This window comes from Kitasatospora sp. NPDC059973 (genome assembly GCF_042737525.1).
Lineage (GTDB): Bacteria > Actinomycetota > Actinomycetes > Streptomycetales > Streptomycetaceae > Kitasatospora.
The window spans coordinates 1-16,486 of the sequence record NZ_JBHWUI010000055.1 but is presented as its reverse complement, the minus strand read 5'-3'; the positions used below and the strand labels follow the sequence as shown (position 1 = coordinate 16,486).

15 protein-coding genes are annotated in these 16,486 nt (G+C 74.6%); 2 read left to right on the top strand and 13 right to left on the bottom strand.

The window, feature by feature from the left end; translation table 11 throughout:
• Nucleotides 1–12: 12 nt before the first annotated feature.
• The 3 genes from ACFWA9_RS17185 to ACFWA9_RS17175 form a co-directional block, all read right to left on the bottom strand.
• A complete protein-coding gene (locus tag ACFWA9_RS17185) occupies nucleotides 13–1,062 on the bottom strand; it encodes a DUF5954 family protein (RefSeq protein WP_380387965.1) in 1,050 nt (349 codons plus the stop codon).
• Between the two features lie 230 nt (nucleotides 1,063–1,292).
• Nucleotides 1,293–1,877 (bottom strand): TerD family protein, encoded by a 585-nt coding sequence (locus tag ACFWA9_RS17180; RefSeq protein WP_329491221.1) that lies wholly within the window; start codon nucleotides 1,875–1,877, stop codon nucleotides 1,293–1,295.
• Nucleotides 1,878–2,106: 229 nt separating this feature from the next.
• Nucleotides 2,107–2,757, bottom strand: coding sequence for a class I SAM-dependent methyltransferase (locus tag ACFWA9_RS17175; protein WP_380387963.1), 651 nt, complete (start codon nucleotides 2,755–2,757; stop codon nucleotides 2,107–2,109).
• 275 nt (nucleotides 2,758–3,032) lie between these two features.
• Between ACFWA9_RS17175 and ACFWA9_RS17170 the strand changes: the two genes are divergently transcribed.
• Nucleotides 3,033–5,396: a glycosyl hydrolase family 18 protein gene (locus tag ACFWA9_RS17170; RefSeq protein ID WP_380387961.1), complete on the top strand. Its 2,364-nt coding sequence runs from the start codon at nucleotides 3,033–3,035 to the stop codon at nucleotides 5,394–5,396.
• Between the two features lie 75 nt (nucleotides 5,397–5,471).
• Here ACFWA9_RS17170 and yidD read toward each other — a convergent pair whose 3' ends face one another.
• From yidD to ACFWA9_RS17125, 9 genes are all read right to left on the bottom strand, one after another.
• The gene (gene yidD, locus ACFWA9_RS17165) at nucleotides 5,472–6,008 is read right to left on the bottom strand and encodes a membrane protein insertion efficiency factor YidD (RefSeq protein WP_352290897.1); all 537 of its coding nucleotides are present in this window, start codon (nucleotides 6,006–6,008) and stop codon (nucleotides 5,472–5,474) included.
• An 86-nt stretch (nucleotides 6,009–6,094) separates the two neighbouring features.
• The gene (locus ACFWA9_RS17160; RefSeq protein WP_329491217.1) at nucleotides 6,095–6,865 is read right to left on the bottom strand and encodes a hypothetical protein; all 771 of its coding nucleotides are present in this window, start codon (nucleotides 6,863–6,865) and stop codon (nucleotides 6,095–6,097) included.
• Nucleotides 6,866–6,983: 118 nt separating this feature from the next.
• Nucleotides 6,984–7,838, bottom strand: a complete 855-nt coding sequence (locus ACFWA9_RS17155) for a hypothetical protein (protein ID WP_380387959.1) — start codon at nucleotides 7,836–7,838, stop codon at nucleotides 6,984–6,986.
• Nucleotides 7,839–8,092: 254 nt separating this feature from the next.
• Nucleotides 8,093–9,502: a family 2B encapsulin nanocompartment shell protein gene (locus ACFWA9_RS17150; RefSeq protein ID WP_352290942.1), complete on the bottom strand. Its 1,410-nt coding sequence runs from the start codon at nucleotides 9,500–9,502 to the stop codon at nucleotides 8,093–8,095.
• Between the two features lie 429 nt (nucleotides 9,503–9,931).
• Complete coding sequence (locus ACFWA9_RS17145) at nucleotides 9,932–10,888, bottom strand: hypothetical protein (protein ID WP_380387957.1); 957 nt, start codon at nucleotides 10,886–10,888, stop codon at nucleotides 9,932–9,934.
• A gap of 161 nt (nucleotides 10,889–11,049) precedes the next feature.
• Nucleotides 11,050–11,937 carry a DUF1963 domain-containing protein gene (locus tag ACFWA9_RS17140; protein WP_380387955.1) on the bottom strand — a complete coding sequence of 296 codons (888 nt, stop codon included), beginning with the start codon at nucleotides 11,935–11,937 and terminating at the stop codon, nucleotides 11,050–11,052.
• Nucleotides 11,938–12,067: 130 nt separating this feature from the next.
• Nucleotides 12,068–12,577, bottom strand: a complete 510-nt coding sequence (locus ACFWA9_RS17135; RefSeq protein ID WP_352290893.1) for a hypothetical protein — start codon at nucleotides 12,575–12,577, stop codon at nucleotides 12,068–12,070.
• A 218-nt stretch (nucleotides 12,578–12,795) separates the two neighbouring features.
• Entirely contained in the window at nucleotides 12,796–14,340 is a 1,545-nt protein-coding gene (locus tag ACFWA9_RS17130) for a PLP-dependent aminotransferase family protein (RefSeq protein ID WP_380387953.1), read from the bottom strand.
• Between the two features lie 102 nt (nucleotides 14,341–14,442).
• Nucleotides 14,443–14,730: a hypothetical protein gene (locus tag ACFWA9_RS17125; RefSeq protein ID WP_329491211.1), complete on the bottom strand. Its 288-nt coding sequence runs from the start codon at nucleotides 14,728–14,730 to the stop codon at nucleotides 14,443–14,445.
• 329 nt (nucleotides 14,731–15,059) lie between these two features.
• Here ACFWA9_RS17125 and ACFWA9_RS17120 point away from each other — a divergent pair, with 329 nt between their 5' ends.
• Nucleotides 15,060–15,335 (top strand): chaplin family protein, encoded by a 276-nt coding sequence (locus ACFWA9_RS17120; RefSeq protein WP_352290891.1) that lies wholly within the window; start codon nucleotides 15,060–15,062, stop codon nucleotides 15,333–15,335.
• A gap of 101 nt (nucleotides 15,336–15,436) precedes the next feature.
• Here the strand turns inward: ACFWA9_RS17120 and ACFWA9_RS17115 are convergent, their stop codons facing one another.
• Nucleotides 15,437–15,949, bottom strand: a complete 513-nt coding sequence (locus tag ACFWA9_RS17115; protein ID WP_352290890.1) for a universal stress protein — start codon at nucleotides 15,947–15,949, stop codon at nucleotides 15,437–15,439.
• Between the last annotated feature and the right edge of the window lie 537 nt (nucleotides 15,950–16,486).

Here is a 16,486-nt window from a genome sequence, read left to right as displayed (position 1 = left end):
GCCGGCGGCCGTTCAGTCCTCGTCGTCCTCGTCCTCGTCGTCCGGGTAACGGCCGGCCGCCCGGTCCTGCTCCTCCTGGGCCTTGACCGGGAGGTCCGGGTCCCAGTCGGAGGGCCGCGGCCGTTCGGGCCCGTCGGGGCCGAGACGGAGCACCGGCTCGACCCGCACCAGCCGGAACCGCCGGTCGGCCGCCCGGAGTTCGTGTCCGCGCTCGGCGTCCAGCCGGTCGGCGGCGGCGGCGTACCGGGCGCGCTCGTCCTCGCCGAGGTCCGGCAGCAGCCGCGGGGCGAAGTCGCGCAGGTAGGCGGCGAGACTGTCGCGGGCGGCCTGCGGGGTCTCGTAGGCCCCGGTCATCGGGCCCCAGTGGCCGTCCTCGTACTCGGCGACGGCGCAGTGCACCGGGAGCACGAACACCTTGGGGTAGCGGCTGGAGGCGTGCCGGGCGTCGGCGCGGACGTTCTCGGGGATGCCCCGGCCGACCGGCACCAGCGTCATCATGTCCAGCCGCAGGATCCCGTCGACCAGGGTGACGTCGGCACCGGGGTCGACGACGAAGCCGTCGACCCGGGACGGCAGCCGGTAGGCCTGGCCGACGGCGGCCGGGTCCGGGTCGGTGGGGCGCGGCGGTTCGATGCCCTCGGGGCCCGAGCGCAGCACCTGTTCGGCCCGGAAGATCCGGTACTCCCGCCCGGCGACGGTGATCTCGTCGAGCGCCTCCCACTCCATCCGCCGGTACGCCGCCGTGTAGGCGGCCCGCTCCTCGTCGGTGATGTCCCAGGTGGCGGCGAACCGGGCGCCGCGCTCGGCCCGCGCCCAGCAGCGGAACTGGTGGCCGAGGTCGTCGCGGGCCATCTGCGGGGTGGTCGCGCGGTAGCCGAGGATCCGCCAGGTCCCCTCGGGGGTGCGCTCCAGGCTGCCGAAGGCGGGCGCCATCATCATCAGGCTCGGATACCGCTCCCGGGAGGCCCACGCCTCCAGACCCGCCACGGCCGCGACCGGGTCGTCGGTGTGCGCGACCCGGATGGTGAGGTGCCCCGGCAGCTGCGCAGCGTCATCGTCCATGCGGCCAGTGTTAGCGGACGCGGTGAGTGGGCCGCAGGGATATCGGGGAAGTGCACCCGACCGGGCAACGGCGGCGGACCGGAGGGCCGTCCGCGCGACCGCGCGGGACGGGGACAGCGGGCGCGGGGCCCGTCCGGGGGGAGATCGGACGGCCCCCGCGCCGCCGGTCGACGGACCGACCGGACGGCCGGTCGCGGGCGGTGCGGCGCGGGCGGGCCCGCGGCGCACCGTCAGAGGTGCTTGGCCAGCTCCGGCATCAGGTCCTGGAAGGTCCGCCCGCTGGCCGGCTGGCCGATCGCGGCCATCTGCCAACCACCGGCCGTGCGCTGCACCTTGGCCATGATCTGGGCGGTGTACGGGCCGCCGCCGGTGAGCGTGTACCGGGCCAGCTCGGCGCCGGTCTGCTCGTCGACCAGCCGACAGAAGGCGTTCTCGACCTCCTGGAAGGTCTGCCCGGTGAAGGAGTTGACGGTGAACAGGATCTGGTCGACCTCGCTCGGCACCCTGGTGAGGTCCACCGTGATCGACTCGTCGTCGGTGGCGTCGCCGGCGCCGCCGGTCAGGTTGTCCCCGCTGTGCCGCACCGAACCGTCGTTGCTGGTGAGGTGCTGGAAGAAGACCACGTCCACCGGCTTGCCGGCGGCGAACAGCACCGCCGAGGCGTCCAGGTCGATCTCCTGCGAGGCCAACAGCTTGGCGAAGAACCCCTTCCGCTGGGCGGCCCGCCAGCCGAGGCCCATCCGCACCACGCCCAGCTGCCCCCCGCCCGGCTTCTCCAGGCTCAGCTTCTGCCCCTTGGCCAGCGAAACGCTCATCGCGTCCTCCTCGTTGCTCCGCCCTGCGTCCTGAATCTACAGCACTGTAGAGATTCCCGGGTGCGCAGGGTCGGTCCTGGGAATCCCGTACCCCGCTCCGACGATCAACACCACATCATCCGGACACGGAGGGATTCGCGACGACCCACCGGCGTCCCGGCCGCAATTGCGCACGCGGGCTCCGGCGCCGGTCCCGCACGCGGCGCCCGGCGGCGCCGACGAACCCCCGCTACGGCCGCTCCAACGGCCGCTCCAGCCGCACCAGGGCGTCGACCGCGGCAGCGCGCCCGCCGGTAGCCCCGTCGCGGTGGCCGGCCTCCGCGGCCACCGGGCGGAGCACCCGCTCGGCGCGGACGGTCCGCAGCCCGGCGTCGGCGAGGTCGGCGAGCACGTCGTCCGGGGTGAAGAGGACGCGCGGGTCCTGCGGGCCGCCGACCCCTTCGGTGAGGTTGCTGCTGTCGTGGCCGACCACCAGCAGGGTGGCGCCGGGGGCGAGCGCGGCGGCGGCCCGGCGCAGCGCGGTGCGGCGGTCGGCGGCGGGGAGCTGGAGGTAGGCGACCAGCACCAGGTCGTAGCCCTCGGCCGGGAGCGGGAAGCCGCGGGCGTCGTCGTGGCGCCAGGTGAGCCGGTCGGCGACCTCGTCGGGCAGGTCCGCGGTGAGCCGCTCGGCGCGCTCCAGGGCGACGGCGGAGAAGTCGAGGCCGGTCACCCGCCAGCCCTGCCGGGCGAGCCAGATGCTGTTGCGCCCCTCGCCGGCCGCGACGTCCAGGGCGCGGCCGGGAGTGCGGCCGGTCAGCTCGCCGACCACCCAGCGGTTGGGCTCGGCGCCCCAGACCAGCTCGCTCGCGGCGTAGCGGTCGTTCCAGTCCTGGCTGTCCATGGCTCGTCCTCCGTTCGGCGGGGCTGCTCCGTACGCCACCGTACCGGCGCGGGGGCCGCCGACCGTCCAGCGGGCGGACACCCTTGACGGCGAATATTGGTCCAGTCCAATCTGTGATGTCGTCGATGCGTACGGGCCCGGCCCGACGGTGTCGACGCGTCGTACCGAAGCATGTGTCACCCCGCCCGCGCGCCCCCACAGCGCTCGGCTCGGCTCCCTTCGGCCCACCCGGGCCACCGCACCGCCGGAACCCCCACTCATCCGGAGGACACCGCATGCACGACCGAGTCACGCCCGCGCGCCCCGCCGAGCGCCGGGCCGCCGCACCACGCCGGCGAGCCACCGCGCTGGCCCTGGCGGCCACGCTCACCACCGGCACCGCCGCCCTCGCGCTCTCCCTGAACACGGCCTCCGCGGCGCCCGTCAACCTGCTCGCCAACGCCGGTCTGGAGACCGGCTCGCTGGCCGGCTGGACCTGCGTCAACGGATCCGTCGTCACCACGCCGGTGCACGGCGGGAGCTACGCGCTCAGCGGGGCGGCCTCGGCCTCCGACACCGCGCAGTGCCAGCAGACCGTGACCGTGCTGCCCAACACCCAGTACACCCTGTCGGGCTGGGTCCAGGGCAGCTACGTCTACCTGGGCGCGACCGGGACCGGGGTCAACTCCTCCTCCTGGACGCCCAACGCGACCGGCTGGACGCAGCTGAGCAGCACCTTCACCACCGGCGCCGCCACCACCTCGGTGACGGTGTTCACGCACGGCTGGTACGGCACCGGCACCTACCGGGCGGACGACCTCAGCCTGACCGGCCCGGCCGGGCCGACCAGCAGCAGCAGCCCGACCGCGACCGGCAGCCCCACGGCGACCAGCAGCCCGACCGCGACCAGCAGTCCGACGGCGAGCACCAGCCCGACCGCCTCGAACAGCCCCACCGCGAGCACCAGCCCGACGGCCTCGAACAGCCCGACGGCGACCACCAGTCCCACCGCGACGGCCACCGCCACGGCGACGGGCACCGGCCCGGCCGGGGACGGCAAGGTCACCGTGCCCGGCGGGCTCACCGTCGGCAAGGTCACCGGCAACGCCGTGGTGCTCAGCTGGCAGCCGTCCACGCTGACCGGCGGCGACGGCCCGGTCGCCTACAAGGTCTACTCGGGCAGCCAGCTGGTCGCGACCTCGATGGGCACCTCGGTGGCCGTCAGCTCGCTGCTGCCGAGCACCAACTACCGGTTCACCGTCCAGGGCTACTCGGGCAGCCACGCCTCCGCGCAGTCCGCGCCGGTGGGCACCACCACCGCGCCCGCCCCGGCCGCGAGCCCGTTCCGCTCGGCCTACTTCGACCAGTGGGGCGTCTACGAGAACGCGTACCACGCGAAGAACGTGGACACCAGCGGCGCGGCGGGCAAGCTGGACGTGATCACCTACGCCTTCGCCAACATCCACCCCACCACGCACACCTGCTTCCAGGCCGTGAAGGCCTCCGACTCGGCCAACGAGTCCAACCCCAACGCCGGGGACGGCGCCGGGGACGCCTACGCCGACTACCAGGCCGACTACAACGGCGCGGCCAGCGTGGACGGCAGCAGCGACACCTGGGAGCAGCCGCTCAAGGGCAACTTCAACCAGCTGCGCCAGCTGAAGGCCAAGTACCCGAACCTGCGGTTCACCATCTCGATCGGCGGCTGGACGTACTCCAAGTACTTCTCGGACGCGGCCGCGACGGACGCCTCCCGCAAGGCCTTCGTCTCCTCCTGCGTGGACATGTTCCTCAAGGGCAACCTGCCGACCGGCGTGGCCGGTGACGCCTCGGGCGGCCAGGCCTCGGCGGCCGGACTCTTCGACGGCGTGGACCTCGACTGGGAGTACCCGGGCTCGGCCGGCGGCCACACCGGCAACCACTACTCCGCCGCCGACAAGCAGAACTTCACCCTGCTGCTGAAGGAGTTCCGCACCCAGCTGGACGCCCTCGGCAACGCCCAGGGCAAGCGGTTCCTGCTGACCGCCGCGCTGCCCAGCGGCCAGGACAAGATCGCGCAGCTGGAGACCGACAAGATCGGCGCCTACCTGGACTACGCCGACGTCATGACCTACGACATGCACGGCGCCTGGGACGCCAAGGGCCCGACCAACCACCAGGACCCGCTGCACGACAGCCCGGCCGACCCGACCACGCCGATCACTCCGGGCACCCGCAAGTACAACGTGGACACCACCCTCGCCGCGTACACCACCGGCCTGCCGGAGTACGGCATCGCGGGCGGCTTCCCGACCAACAAGCTGGTGCTGGGCATCCCGTTCTACTGGCGCGGCTGGACGGGCGTACCGGCCGGCTCGAACTACGGCCTGTACCAGAGCGCGACCGGTCCGACCCCGGCCAAGCCGCTGAGCGCCGAGGCCGGCCTGGCCGCCTGGAAGGAGCTCAACGCCAGTGCCGCGAACACCCACTGGGACCCGGTGACGGAGACCTCCTGGGTCTACGACGGGACCAACTTCTGGACGGGTGACACCCCGCAGGCCATCCAGGCCCGGGGGGCGTACGCCAAGAGCAAGGGCCTGGCCGGGATGTTCGCCTTCTCCCTGGAGAACGACGACGCCTCCGGCACCCTGCTGAACGCGATCGACAGCAGCCTGCGCTGACGCACCACCGGGCAGGGGCCGCGCGGATCAGCGTGATCCGCGCGGCCCCTGCGCCACCGCTCCTCGCGACGGGCCCTACCGTCCCGGCACCGGGTCCGCCCCGCCGCGGCGCGCCGTGCCCGGGCGGCAGCGGAGCAGCCGCCCGGCGGTCAGCCGCGCCCCGCGCACGGCGCCGTGCCGGTGCAGCGCCTGGACGGCATAGGTCGAACAGGACGGCGTGTACGGGCAGCAGGCCGGTCGCCGGGGGCTGATCTCGCTCCGGTAGTACCGCACCGCCCCGTACAGCACGCCCGCCGCGAAGCCGGCCGGGGCGGGCGCCGACGGATCGGCGGCCGCGCCGCGCCGTCCGCGGCCGCCGCCGAGGGCGAACCGCAGGCCCGCGGCCATCATCACCGGGACGAGCGCGATCAGGCACGGGTCCCCGAGGTCGCAGCAGTCGCAGGCGTCCGAGCAGTCGTTGTCGTTCTTCTTGCCCTTCTGCCGCTGGTACGCCCGCCACTCCTCGCGCTGCTTGCGGCGCCGGCGGCGCTCCTTCTCGGGCAGCCACCACCAGGCGACCTGGGGGCGTCGGGGCGGGTAGGGCGCGCCCTGCTGGGGCGGCGGGTAGGTCACGACTGACGATCCTCTCGATGCGCCCGACGGGACCGACCCCCGACGGCCGGATCAGATTATCGAAGGAACGCCGGTCCGCGTGACGCTCAGTCGCCACCGCCCAGGGTCGGGAACAGGTCGGTGAACGTCTGGGTGGTCACCGAGACGCTCCGGCCGAACGGATCGTCGAAGTCCCAGATCAGGAAGAGCAGGAAGGCGATCAGCGCGCTGAACGCCCCCGCCAGCAGCAACTCCCGCGGCGAGCGCCGGATCTGCAGCGCGAACACCATGCCGACGGTCACCACGGCTCCGACGATCAGGCCGAACCAGACCACGCCCGGCATGGTCGGCCCGGCGTTCTGGCCGCGGGCGCTGCGGGCGTCGTCGACGGTGCTGATCCGGTCCATGATCGGCTGGTAGGCCTGGGCCTCCAGATCGCTGGCCGGCGTGCGGGTGGCGACGTCGGTGCGGAGCTTGTCGAGTAACTCGGTGCCGCGCTCGGAGATCTCGCCGTGCTCGCGCATGTACGTCCACTCGGTGTCGACCACGTAGGAGACGTAGGCGTCCACATCGGCGCGGACCTTGTCGCGGAACTCGACCGGATAGATCTGGGCGCGCTCGCTCACCTCGTGCAGCGACTGCGCCTCGCGCGCCACGTCGTCCTGGGCGGCGCCGCGCGCCTCCCAGACGCCGGCGATGGCCAGGCCGAGCACGATCGCGTAGACCACGCCGATCATCATCGTCATGTACTCGATGACGTCGGGCGTCTCGTCGGTGTCCTCCTCCTCACTGACCCTGCGGTGCCTCAGCAGCACCACCGCCACCACGACGGCGCAGGCCGCCGACATGGCGATGGCCAGCGCCAACCACTCGGACATGGGAACTCCCTTCTTCAGCTCGGGTTCTCTGTATCGGGCCCGGCCGTCACCCGTTCACCGGACGGCCGGGCGGTCGAAGGCGGCCGGCCGGGCCGGGCCGCCTCGGGGGCCGGGTGCCTCAGGAGCGGCCGGAGCCGCCCCGGCCGGACCGGCCGCGCGGGCGCAGGGCCGCCGCGGCGAGCACGGCGGGCACGGTGACGAGCAGCATCGTCCGGGTCGGCGAGCTGCCATGGTGGCGCTCCGGAGCGGGCACCGGCGGGGCCGCCAGCGGCACCCGGACGGGCTTGACCACGGGCCGCGGCTTCGCTTCGACGGCCGCCGGGCTCGGCGTGGCGGTCGGCGAGGGCGGCTCGGGCGCGGGGGCCGGTGGCACGACCGGTGCCGCGGTCGGCTTCGGCGTGGGCTTCGGCACGGGCCTGGTCGACGCGGGCGGCGGGGTGGGCCTCGGCGTCGGGGCGGGCGGCGGCACCGGCGCGGGGGTCGGCGTCGGGGTGGGCTTCGGCTCCGGCGTCGGCGGGTGGATCGGCGTCGGCGTCGGGGTGGGGGTGGGAGTCGGCGTCGGCGTCGGCGTCGGCGTCGGGGTGGGTGTCGGCGTCGGGCTCGGCTTGGGCGTCGGGGTGGGGCTCGGGCACGGGTGGTGGTGGTGCCAGGGCGGGTGACTGGGCTTCGGGTGCGGACCGGGGTGGTGCAGCACTCCGGAGAGGTCGACCGAGAGGCCCACCTCCACGTCGACATCGACATCGACGCCCACGCCACCTCGGCCGACCGACACCGACACGTCCGTGCCGGTGGAGACACAGGTCTCGACGACCGGCCCGTGCGGGTCGCCCCCGCCGTGGTGCTCGGAGGTCCGGGCGGCACCGGCCGCGCCGCTCAGCAGCGCGCAGAGGGCGGCCACCCCGGCCGCCGCGCCGGCCAGCCGGGCCCGGCGCCCGGAAGCGCCCTTGCTCACGACGATCAGGTCTGCGGTCACGACGGCCCGTCCACCGGTATCCGCCGTGCCCGCCGGGGCTGCGCCAGGGGCTCCATGTATCTCTCGCATCGTCAGGAGGTCCGCGTTCGTGGGGAGTTGTCCTCGTCGGGAGTCGGCCCCGTCCTGGAGCCCGGTCGGCGCCGGGAGGGGCGACATCGGACGGCCCGCCTTTGAGGGGCGGGCCGTCCGACGTCAGGTGAAACGATCTTGCGGTGGGCCGGTTACGGCCCGCCCGCGCCCGATCGGGCCGTTGTTCAGTGGCGACCGTGCGCGATCTCGACGTTCTCCAGGACGCCGACCGCGTCCGGCACCAGGATCGCGGCCGAGTAGTAGGCGCTGACCAGGTACGAGATGATCGCCTTCTCGCTGATGCCCATGAAGCGCACCGAGAGGCTCGGCTGGTACTCGTCCGGGATGCCGGTCTGGTGCAGGCCGATGACGCCCTGGTTGTCCTCGCCCGTCCGGATCACCAGGATCGAGCTGGTGTTCTCCTTGGTGATCGGGATCTTGCTGCACGGCAGGATCGGTACCCCGCGCCAGGCCGGCACCTGCTGCCCGCCGAGGTCGACATGGTGGGGGTAGAGCCCGCGGGAGTTCAGCTCGCGGCCGATCGCCGCGATCGCGCGCGGGTGGGCGAGCAGGTAGTCGGGGTCGCGGCGGCGGCTCAGCAGCTCGTCGAGGTCGTCCGGGGTGGGCGGGCCCGAGTGGGTCTGGATCCGCTGCGAGAAGTCGGCGTTGTTGAGCAGGCCGAACTCCGGGTTGTTGACCAGCTCGTACTCCTGGCGCTCGCGCAGCGCCTCGATGGTCAGCCGGAGCTGGTGCTCGGTCTGGTTCATCGGCTGGTTGTAGAGGTCGGCGACCCGGCTGTGCACCTTCAGCACCGTCTGGGCGACGCTCAGCTCGTACTCGCGCGGCTTCAGCTCGTAGTCCACGAAGGCGCCGGGCAGCTCGTACTCGCCGTGGTGGCCCGCCGACATGGCGATCTCGGCCTCGCCGCGCTCGTTCTGGCGCTGGAGCGGCAGGGCCAGGAACTCCTCCAGGTGCCGCTGGAGCGCGGGCGAGCCGTCCCGGATGGCCTGGAACTCGCGCCTCGGCAGCGAGAGCACGGTGCCGGCGGTCACCGTGGTGGCGGTGAACTCCCAGACGGCGTCCGGGTCGAGCACGGCGTGCTCGCCGAAGCGGTCGCCGTCGCCGAGCACGCCGACCACCGTCTCGTCGCCGTACTTGCCGGTGCCGATCTGGTTGATCTTGCCGTGGGCGATCAGGTAGATGCGGTCCGCCTCGGTGCCCCGCTCGGCCAGCACCTCGCCGGGGCCGAAGTCGCGCTGCTCGCAGCGGTCGGCGAGGGCCGTCAGCACCCCGTCGTCGTCGAAGCCGCGCAGCAGGGCGAGCTCCCCGAGCTCACGGGGGATGACCCGGACCTCCGAGCCGGTCTTGATGAACTCCACCCGGCCGTCGCCGACGGTGTAGGTGAGCCGGCGGTTCACCCGGTAGGCGCCACCGGCGGCCTGGACCCAGGGGAGCACCTTGAGCAGCCAGCGGGAGGTGATCTCCTGCATCTGCGGCGCGGACTTGGTGGTGGTGGCGAGGTTGCGGGCAGCGGCCGTCGTCAGGCTCGACTGCTGCGGTACCTGCTGCGTCTCCGGGTTCGTGTCCACCGGCATCGGCAGGGTCTCCTTCATCTGGTCAAGGTCACGCCGACCCGCCCCGGAGTCCGGGGACGGATCATCAGATACGCGTACGGGAAGGGGTGTTGGCGAAAGAGCGCGATCGTGTCCGCCCACTCGGGGCGACCCACCGGGAACCCTAGATCACCCGCGCCCGGCCAAAGCCGTACGGCCCCAAAGCACCCCTCGATAGGGTGAATCTGATGCGCCTGGCGGTTGGAATCCCGTGCGTTCCTCCCACCGATCCCGGACTTGCTGTGCATGCGAATCGCCCGCCCACCGGAACGATCCCCTCCACCCGAACGGAGCGACGTGCGGGCCCGCGGGCCGGCGGGCGGCGCACGAGCGGATGGCACAGGTGTTCCCGTGTCGAACACCTGGCCAAGCGCCAGGTGACGGCCGCTCGGACGCCCGGGCGGCGGCCCGTCACCCGCCCTGCGCCGCGGCCCGCCGGTGGCGGCGGTACCAGACCTCGCCGACCAGGACGGACAGCACGAGCAGGATGATCGACATCAGCGGCCACCGGCTGCCCGCGACCCGGATGTCGGCGAGCAGCAGCATGATCACCGCCCCCACCGGCAGGACCAGCGATATCCCCGCCCTGATGGTGGCCGCGACGGTCGCCGGGTCGGCGCGGCGACGGCGCCGCCGCAGCGCGGCCCCGGCGACGTCGCCGCCGAAGTAGAAGTCGACGGCCCGGCTGCCGACCCGGTCGGTCGCCCGGGCGTAGGAGAAGCCCATGTAGGGCAGCCAGACCAGCGGCGCGACCAGCCCGATCAGGAAGACCAGCAGGACCAGCAGCCAGCCGCCGGCCGTCCGCCAGCGGGAGGGCGGCGGATCGGCCCCCTCACTGGTCAGCCCGAGCAGCCGGGCCATCCGCCGGAGCAGCGACCAGAGCCCGCGCCGCCGCCCGCCCGACGGCCCGGGCGCGGTGTCCAGGGCGCGCCCGGCGGCCGCGACATCGGGGTAGGCGCCCTGGAGCACCAGGACCTCGGCGGCCCGGGGCCGGGCGGCCGGGTCCCTCCCGGCCAGGGCGGCGAGTTCGAGGAACAGCTGGGCCTGGGCCAGCAGCGCGGTGCAGAACGCGAAGGGGATGAGCACCATGAACGGCCCGCCGACGAAGGCGCCCTCGCTCTGACTCACCCGCCGGGCGTGCGTCACCGCCAGTCCGGCCAGCTCCTGCGGCGTCGCCTCCGGGTGGGCCGCCCGCAGCGCGGCGACCCGGCGGGCGGCGCGGGGGCCGCGGTGGCGGACCGCGAAGACGGCGAGGGTCTCGGGCAGCAGCGAGGGGTGGGCCCGGACCGAGCGCAGCAGCTCGCCGACCGGGGGCTCCGGGCCGTCGGGCGCCGCCGCGTCGAATGCCGCCGATCCCTCTGCTGCCACGTCCGTCCCACCGGTTCGGCGATCGGGGTCCGACCGCTCGGCCGGGCGGACCGGCGGTCGCGGGCGGGTGCCCCCACCTCTTCCAGCAGCCTAGTGGCGGCCGGGCGGCCCCGCCCGGGCAGCGGTGGCGGGCCCGCTCCGGGCGGCGCTCGCCGGCCCGCTCAGGCGACCTCGAAGCCGTGCCGGACGCGGTCGAAGCGGCCCGCCGCCAAGTCCTCGTCGGTGATCCAGAACGACACGTTGACGCACTCGCCCCAGTCCACCGCGAGGGCGCGGCTCCCGATCTGCAGCAGCGGCCGGTGCCCCGCCGGGCGGCCGGTGTCGGTGTCGCACCAGCCGAGCACCCGCACGCCGGGGGCGGCGAGGTGGTCGCGGAAGTCGGCGGCGAGGTCGAGGGCGATCATGAAGTCGTCGGGGAAGACGTTCTCCAGCTCGCGGTCCTGGTAGGAGGGCGCGGAGAGCCGCCACTCGGCCCGGACCTCGACGGCCGGGACGGCGGGGGTGCCCGGGCCGTCGGCCGGGGCCGGTCCGGGCGGTGCGCCCACGGGCACGTGCAGGACGCGGCAGCCACGGCCGGTGAAGTCGGAGAGCCACTCGTCGTGGAAGAAGAGGAGCAGCCCGGCGGTCGGCAGCGGCCAGTCACCGCCCCGGCCGGTGGTGCGGAAGGCCTCCGCCAGGCCGGCGCAGTCGAGCTGGGCCAGCAGCTGCATCGGGCGCCCGGCGAACTCCGGCCACCCGGTGCCGGCCGGCAGGGCGGGCAGCCCGCCGAGCACCCCGGCCGGCGGACCGTCGCCCCCGGCGGCGAGCGCCAGCGAGGGCCGCATCAGGCCGTGGACCAGCGGAGCCGTCCGCTCGTCGGCCCGGGCCAGGATCGCCTCGGCGACACCGGGCGGGACGGGCAGCCCGCGCGGGCCCGGCTCCCCCGGGTGGGCGGCGGACCGGCCCGGGGAGCTGGCGGTCGTGCTCGCGGCTGCGGTCATGCGCGCGGGGAGGCCCGCGGGCGCGCTCGCGGCGGCGCGGTCGGTCGCGTCAGTCAGCGGTTCGGCCATGCGCGCAAGCCTGTCACGAGGGTCCGACAGCGCACGCGAAAGGCCCGTCAGGTGCCGGTACGGGGGCGGCCGGCACCTGACGGGGGACTGTGGGACGGGTGCCCGCGCGAGCGGGCCGGACCGGCCGGGGTCAGGAGCAGACGACCTCGTTGCCGGGGATGTCGAAGATGCCGGAGTCGGAGGCCGCGCCGGACTGGTACTCGTAGTAGAGGTACGTGTAGAAGTCGATCCGCGTGCCGGCGCCGCAGGCCGAGCCGGCCGCGATGTCGTAGGTCAGCGTCACGGTGGTGGAGGCCCCCGCCGCGACGGGCACGGTGTGGTGGACCAGGCCGCTGGTGCCGCCGGTGTCGCACGCGCTGACCGCCCCGCCGCAGGACGAGAAGGCGTACGCCAGACCGGGGACCTGGCTGGTCTGGTAGGTCGGCTGGACGGACTGGTAGACGAACCGCACGGGGGTGTCGTGCGGGTTGGTCAGCGTCAACGTCAGGGTGACCGCGGAGCCCGGGGTCGCCGTCGCCCGGTCGGAGGCGACCGTGAGCAGCGGCGTGTCCGCCTGGGCGGGAGCGGCCGAGAGGAGCAGACCGACGACGAGGGCCAGGATCGCAGCGATTCCGAGACGGCTCACATGTGTTCTGCGCATGACCAGTGAGCCTAGGCGGCGCCGCCGGTCGTGGCACCGGCCTCCGCCCGGGCCCGTACTGGCATAGGACAGCGGAGCGGACGCGGCGGGCCATTGACTACGCCACGACACCTCCGGCTACGGCCCTTCCCCTTACCCTCCGGCCCGCACCACCCGCCCGGGGCCGGAGGGTGCGGGCCGGAGCGTGCGGGCCGGAGCGTGCGGGCCGGCGGCCCCGGTCAGAGCGGGGCGGGCAGGACGTCGCAGAGCGCGGCGACGGCCGCCTGGTAGGCGTGGTCGGCCGGCGTGGCGTAGCCGACCACCAGACCGTCCGCCACGGGCATCGCGTCCGGCCCGATCAGCGGGTGCCGGTAGTCCGCCAGCCCGTCCAGGGCCAGCCCCCGGTAGGCCGCCGCCTTGAGCACGGACCGCTCGGTGCCGGGCGCGAGCCGGAGCACCGCGTGCAGGCCGGCCGCGATCCCGGACACCTCGATGTGCGGCGCCCGCACGGCCAGTTCGGCCAGCAGGTGGTCCCGGCGGTCCCGGTAGCGCCGGCGCATCCGCCGCACGTGCCGGTCGTAGCCGCCCGACTCGATGAACTCCGCGAGCGTCAGCTGGTCGAGCGCGCTCGCCCAGGCCTCCCGCTCGCCCTTGACGGCCAGCACCCGGTCCACCAGCTGTTCGGGCAGCACCATCCAGCCGAGCCGCAGCGCGGGCGACAGGCTCTTGCTGACGCTGCCCAGGTAGATCACCCGTTCCGGGTCGAGCCCCTGCACCGCGCCGACCGGCCGGCGGTCGTAGCGGAACTCGCCGTCGTAGTCGTCCTCCAGTACCAGCGCGCCGCTCCCGCGCGCCCAGTCGATCACCGCCGCGCGCCGGGCGGCGTGCAGCGGGCCGCCGGTCGGGAACTGGTGGGCCGGGGTGAGCAGCGCCGTGCGCACCGTCGGGTGCTCCGCGAGCGCGTCGATCCGCGCGCCGTCCTCGTCCAGCGGCAGCGGCAGCGTCGTCACCCCCGCCCTGGCCAGCAGCGCCCGGTGGAAGCCCAGGCCGTAGGCCTCGACGGCCAGCGGACCGGCGGCGGGGCCGCCCAGCACCGCGCCCGCGCCGTCGAACAGCAGCCGCAGCGCGTGGGCGAAGCCGGAGCAGACCACGATCCGCTCGGGGTCGGTGCGCACGCCCCGGGCCCGGGCCAGGTAGTCGGCGAGGGCGACCCGCAGCTCGCGGCGGCCCTGCGGGTCACCCGGGCCGAAGGCCTCGTTGGGCGCGGAGGTGAGCGCCCGGCGGCCGGCGGCGAGCCAGTCGGCGCGGGGGAAGGCGGAGGCGTCGGGGCGGCCCTGGATCAGGTCGTGGGCGGGCCGGCGCGACGGGGACGTCCGGCGGGCCCGGGTCGCGGCGACCGGCTCGGCCCGGTCGGCGACGGTGGTGCCGGAGCCCTGACGGGCGGTCAGCCAGCCCTCGGCGGCCAGCTCGGCGTAGGCGTCGGCGGCGGTGTTGCGGGCGATGCCGAGGTCGGCGGCGAGCGAGCGGTACGGCGGCAGCCGGGTGCCGGGGGCGAGCCGGCCGCTGCGGATCGCCTCGCGCAGGGCGGCCATCAGCGCGGCGCGGCGGCCGCCGGTGGCGGGCAGTTCGAGGTGCAGGTCACTGCCGGCCGGGCCGTCGGGCGGGCCGGCCACGAGCGTCGCCGTCACCGGTGCCGCAGCCGTCGCTGCCGCCGCCGGGCGGGGTCTCGGCCCGGCCGTCGGGCGGGCGGGCTTCCGGGGGTGTGCGACCGGGGTGTCCGTCATGGTCCCGAACCCTATCGCCGGGTACGAACCGGCCCGAGGGCGGGCGGGTGGCACCGCCCCGCGGACCGGCTCGCGCCGGGGCCCAGCCGGAACCGGCCGGTCTCAGTCGATCCGGACCGAGTTGACGATGTAGGTGCGGACGTCGTTCCGGGTCCGCTCGGCGAGCGCCGAGTCGGTGGAGTAGGCGCTGACCGTGATCCAGATGTTCCCGGACTGCGGGACGCAGACGATATTGGCGATCACGGCGGAGTTGCCGCCGATCACCTGGTAGTCGCCGTCGCCGGCGAGGTCCCAGACCTGGAAGCCCTGGCGCTGCAGCGCGCTCTGGGCCACGCCGAGACAGTCTCCGAGGGTGTCGTTCTTGGTGAAGGTACCCCAGTGCGCGAACATGCGGTCTCCCTTGCGTGGCGTGAGCCGTAGCGGGTCGTCGGGCGGTACGCCCCGGGGCCGTCGTACCGGCCCCGCGCATCGAGCATCGGACGGCGGACGTCCCGGACGCACGGGACCGGCGTCCCATCGCGGCCCCGACCGCGGACCGGGACAGCGCCCGGCCCCGGACCGGGACCGGCGGCCCGGCGGTGCCCGCGCCCGATGCCCGCCGTTCGGGTGACGGCCGGCCGGCCCGGTTCCTGCATCCGAGTCGGATCGCAGCGCCGATCGGGTGGCACTCCGGTCGGATCGTGTCCGGTTCAGCGTGTCGGCTGGCTATTCCTACCGGCATGACCAACACCAGGAAGTACCTGCTCGCCGCCGGTCTCACCGCCGCGCTGGCCGTCATATCCACCGGCCCCGCCTTCGCGGGGGACTGCGACGGGGTCGGGCACAGCGCCGCCGCCGCCGAGTTGTCCTCCGGCACCACCTGCGTCAACACCGGCGGTGCCTACGCCAGCGGCGTCGTCACCGGTTCGCCGGGGGTCCTCTCCGGCAACCAGATCCAGATCCCGATCAGCATCCCGATCAACATCTGCGGCAACAGCGTCAGCATCCTCGGCTGAGCGACCTCCCGACAGCCGGAAGGGCTGCGGTCCGGTCCCACCCGGATCGCAGCCCTTCCGCACGTCCAACTCCGCCGTCCGCCGGCCCCCGCCCCTCCCCCTTACGGCACCACGGTCACCGGCCAGCGGCCCGCCTTCACCAGCCGGACCGCGACCGAGCCGATCACCCGGTGCCCGGCCTGCTCGGAGCCGCCGACCACCACGGCGTCCGCCCGCAGCTCGTCCGCCATCCGCGCGAGGCCCGCGAACGGGTCGCCCCGGAGGGTCAGGAAGCGCCAGTCCAGCCGCCAGACGTCGCTCAGCCGCCGCTCCGCCTCGCGCAGCGCCGCCAGCAGCTCGTCGGCGATCTCCTGCGTGGTCTCCCCGACGGCCGCGCCCGCGAGCGCGGTGGCCGCCCCGAGGACGGGCTGGACGTACGCCACCGCGAGGGTCGCGTGCTGCCGCCGGGCGAGCCCGGCCGCGTAGGCGGTCGCCCGCCACGAGGACTCCGAGCCGTCCAGCCCCGCCAGGATCACCTTGGGCCCGTCGGTCCCCAGCTCGAACCCGGCGGGCGCGACCGCCGCCCCCGGCTCCTCGGCGCCGCCGACGGCCTCTGCATCGCTCTCGTTGCTCATGCCCAGAGGCTATGGCGGCCACGCCGGGTGAGCGGACGGGGCACGTCGGGTGAGGGCTGTGGTGCGCGCCACCCGACCCCGGACCCCCACCCCCCACGATCCGCACCCCCCGCCGACACCCCGTCACCCACCGTCGACGATGTGCCCGGCCTCACACCCCCAAACCTGTGGCCCGGACCACTCCTACCCCCCAAACGATCTTGAAAAACGGGGCAAACACCTTCAAAACAGCCCAATCCCTAGATCCATACCCCCGGTAACCACCCACCCACCAGCCCAAACCTACGAATCCTTGAAACCCCCACCCCACCCCCGTAACTTCGAACCCGTTGCACCGACCACCACGCACCGCAGGGCCCACCACCCCGCACCGCACCCGGTGCCCCCACCCCCCGCGACACGAAACCACCCCACCCAGGGCCTGGTTCCGCACGCTCGCACACCCCCCCGAAAGGACCCGCATGACCCTCCGTAACGAGACCACCGCCGCCACCACCACCGCCACCAAGCGCCGCAACCGCGTCCGCACGGCACTCA

What these genes read in the sequence shown, in the direction of transcription:
- ACFWA9_RS17185 (WP_380387965.1), bottom strand. Translation starts at nt 1,062, where the DNA reads ATGGACGATGACGCTGCGCAGCTGCCGGGGCACCTCACCATCCGGGTC.
- ACFWA9_RS17180 (WP_329491221.1), bottom strand. Translation starts at nt 1,877, where the DNA reads ATGAGCGTTTCGCTGGCCAAGGGGCAGAAGCTGAGCCTGGAGAAGCCG.
- ACFWA9_RS17175 (WP_380387963.1), bottom strand. Translation starts at nt 2,757, where the DNA reads ATGGACAGCCAGGACTGGAACGACCGCTACGCCGCGAGCGAGCTGGTC.
- ACFWA9_RS17170 (WP_380387961.1), top strand. Translation starts at nt 3,033, where the DNA reads ATGCACGACCGAGTCACGCCCGCGCGCCCCGCCGAGCGCCGGGCCGCC.
- ACFWA9_RS17160 (WP_329491217.1), bottom strand. Translation starts at nt 6,865, where the DNA reads ATGTCCGAGTGGTTGGCGCTGGCCATCGCCATGTCGGCGGCCTGCGCC.
- ACFWA9_RS17150 (WP_352290942.1), bottom strand. Translation starts at nt 9,502, where the DNA reads ATGCCGGTGGACACGAACCCGGAGACGCAGCAGGTACCGCAGCAGTCG.
- ACFWA9_RS17140 (WP_380387955.1), bottom strand. Translation starts at nt 11,937, where the DNA reads ATGGCCGAACCGCTGACTGACGCGACCGACCGCGCCGCCGCGAGCGCG.
- ACFWA9_RS17135 (WP_352290893.1), bottom strand. Translation starts at nt 12,577, where the DNA reads ATGCGCAGAACACATGTGAGCCGTCTCGGAATCGCTGCGATCCTGGCC.
- ACFWA9_RS17130 (WP_380387953.1), bottom strand. Translation starts at nt 14,340, where the DNA reads ATGACGGACACCCCGGTCGCACACCCCCGGAAGCCCGCCCGCCCGACG.
- ACFWA9_RS17125 (WP_329491211.1), bottom strand. Translation starts at nt 14,730, where the DNA reads ATGTTCGCGCACTGGGGTACCTTCACCAAGAACGACACCCTCGGAGAC.
- ACFWA9_RS17120 (WP_352290891.1), top strand. Translation starts at nt 15,060, where the DNA reads ATGACCAACACCAGGAAGTACCTGCTCGCCGCCGGTCTCACCGCCGCG.
- ACFWA9_RS17115 (WP_352290890.1), bottom strand. Translation starts at nt 15,949, where the DNA reads ATGAGCAACGAGAGCGATGCAGAGGCCGTCGGCGGCGCCGAGGAGCCG.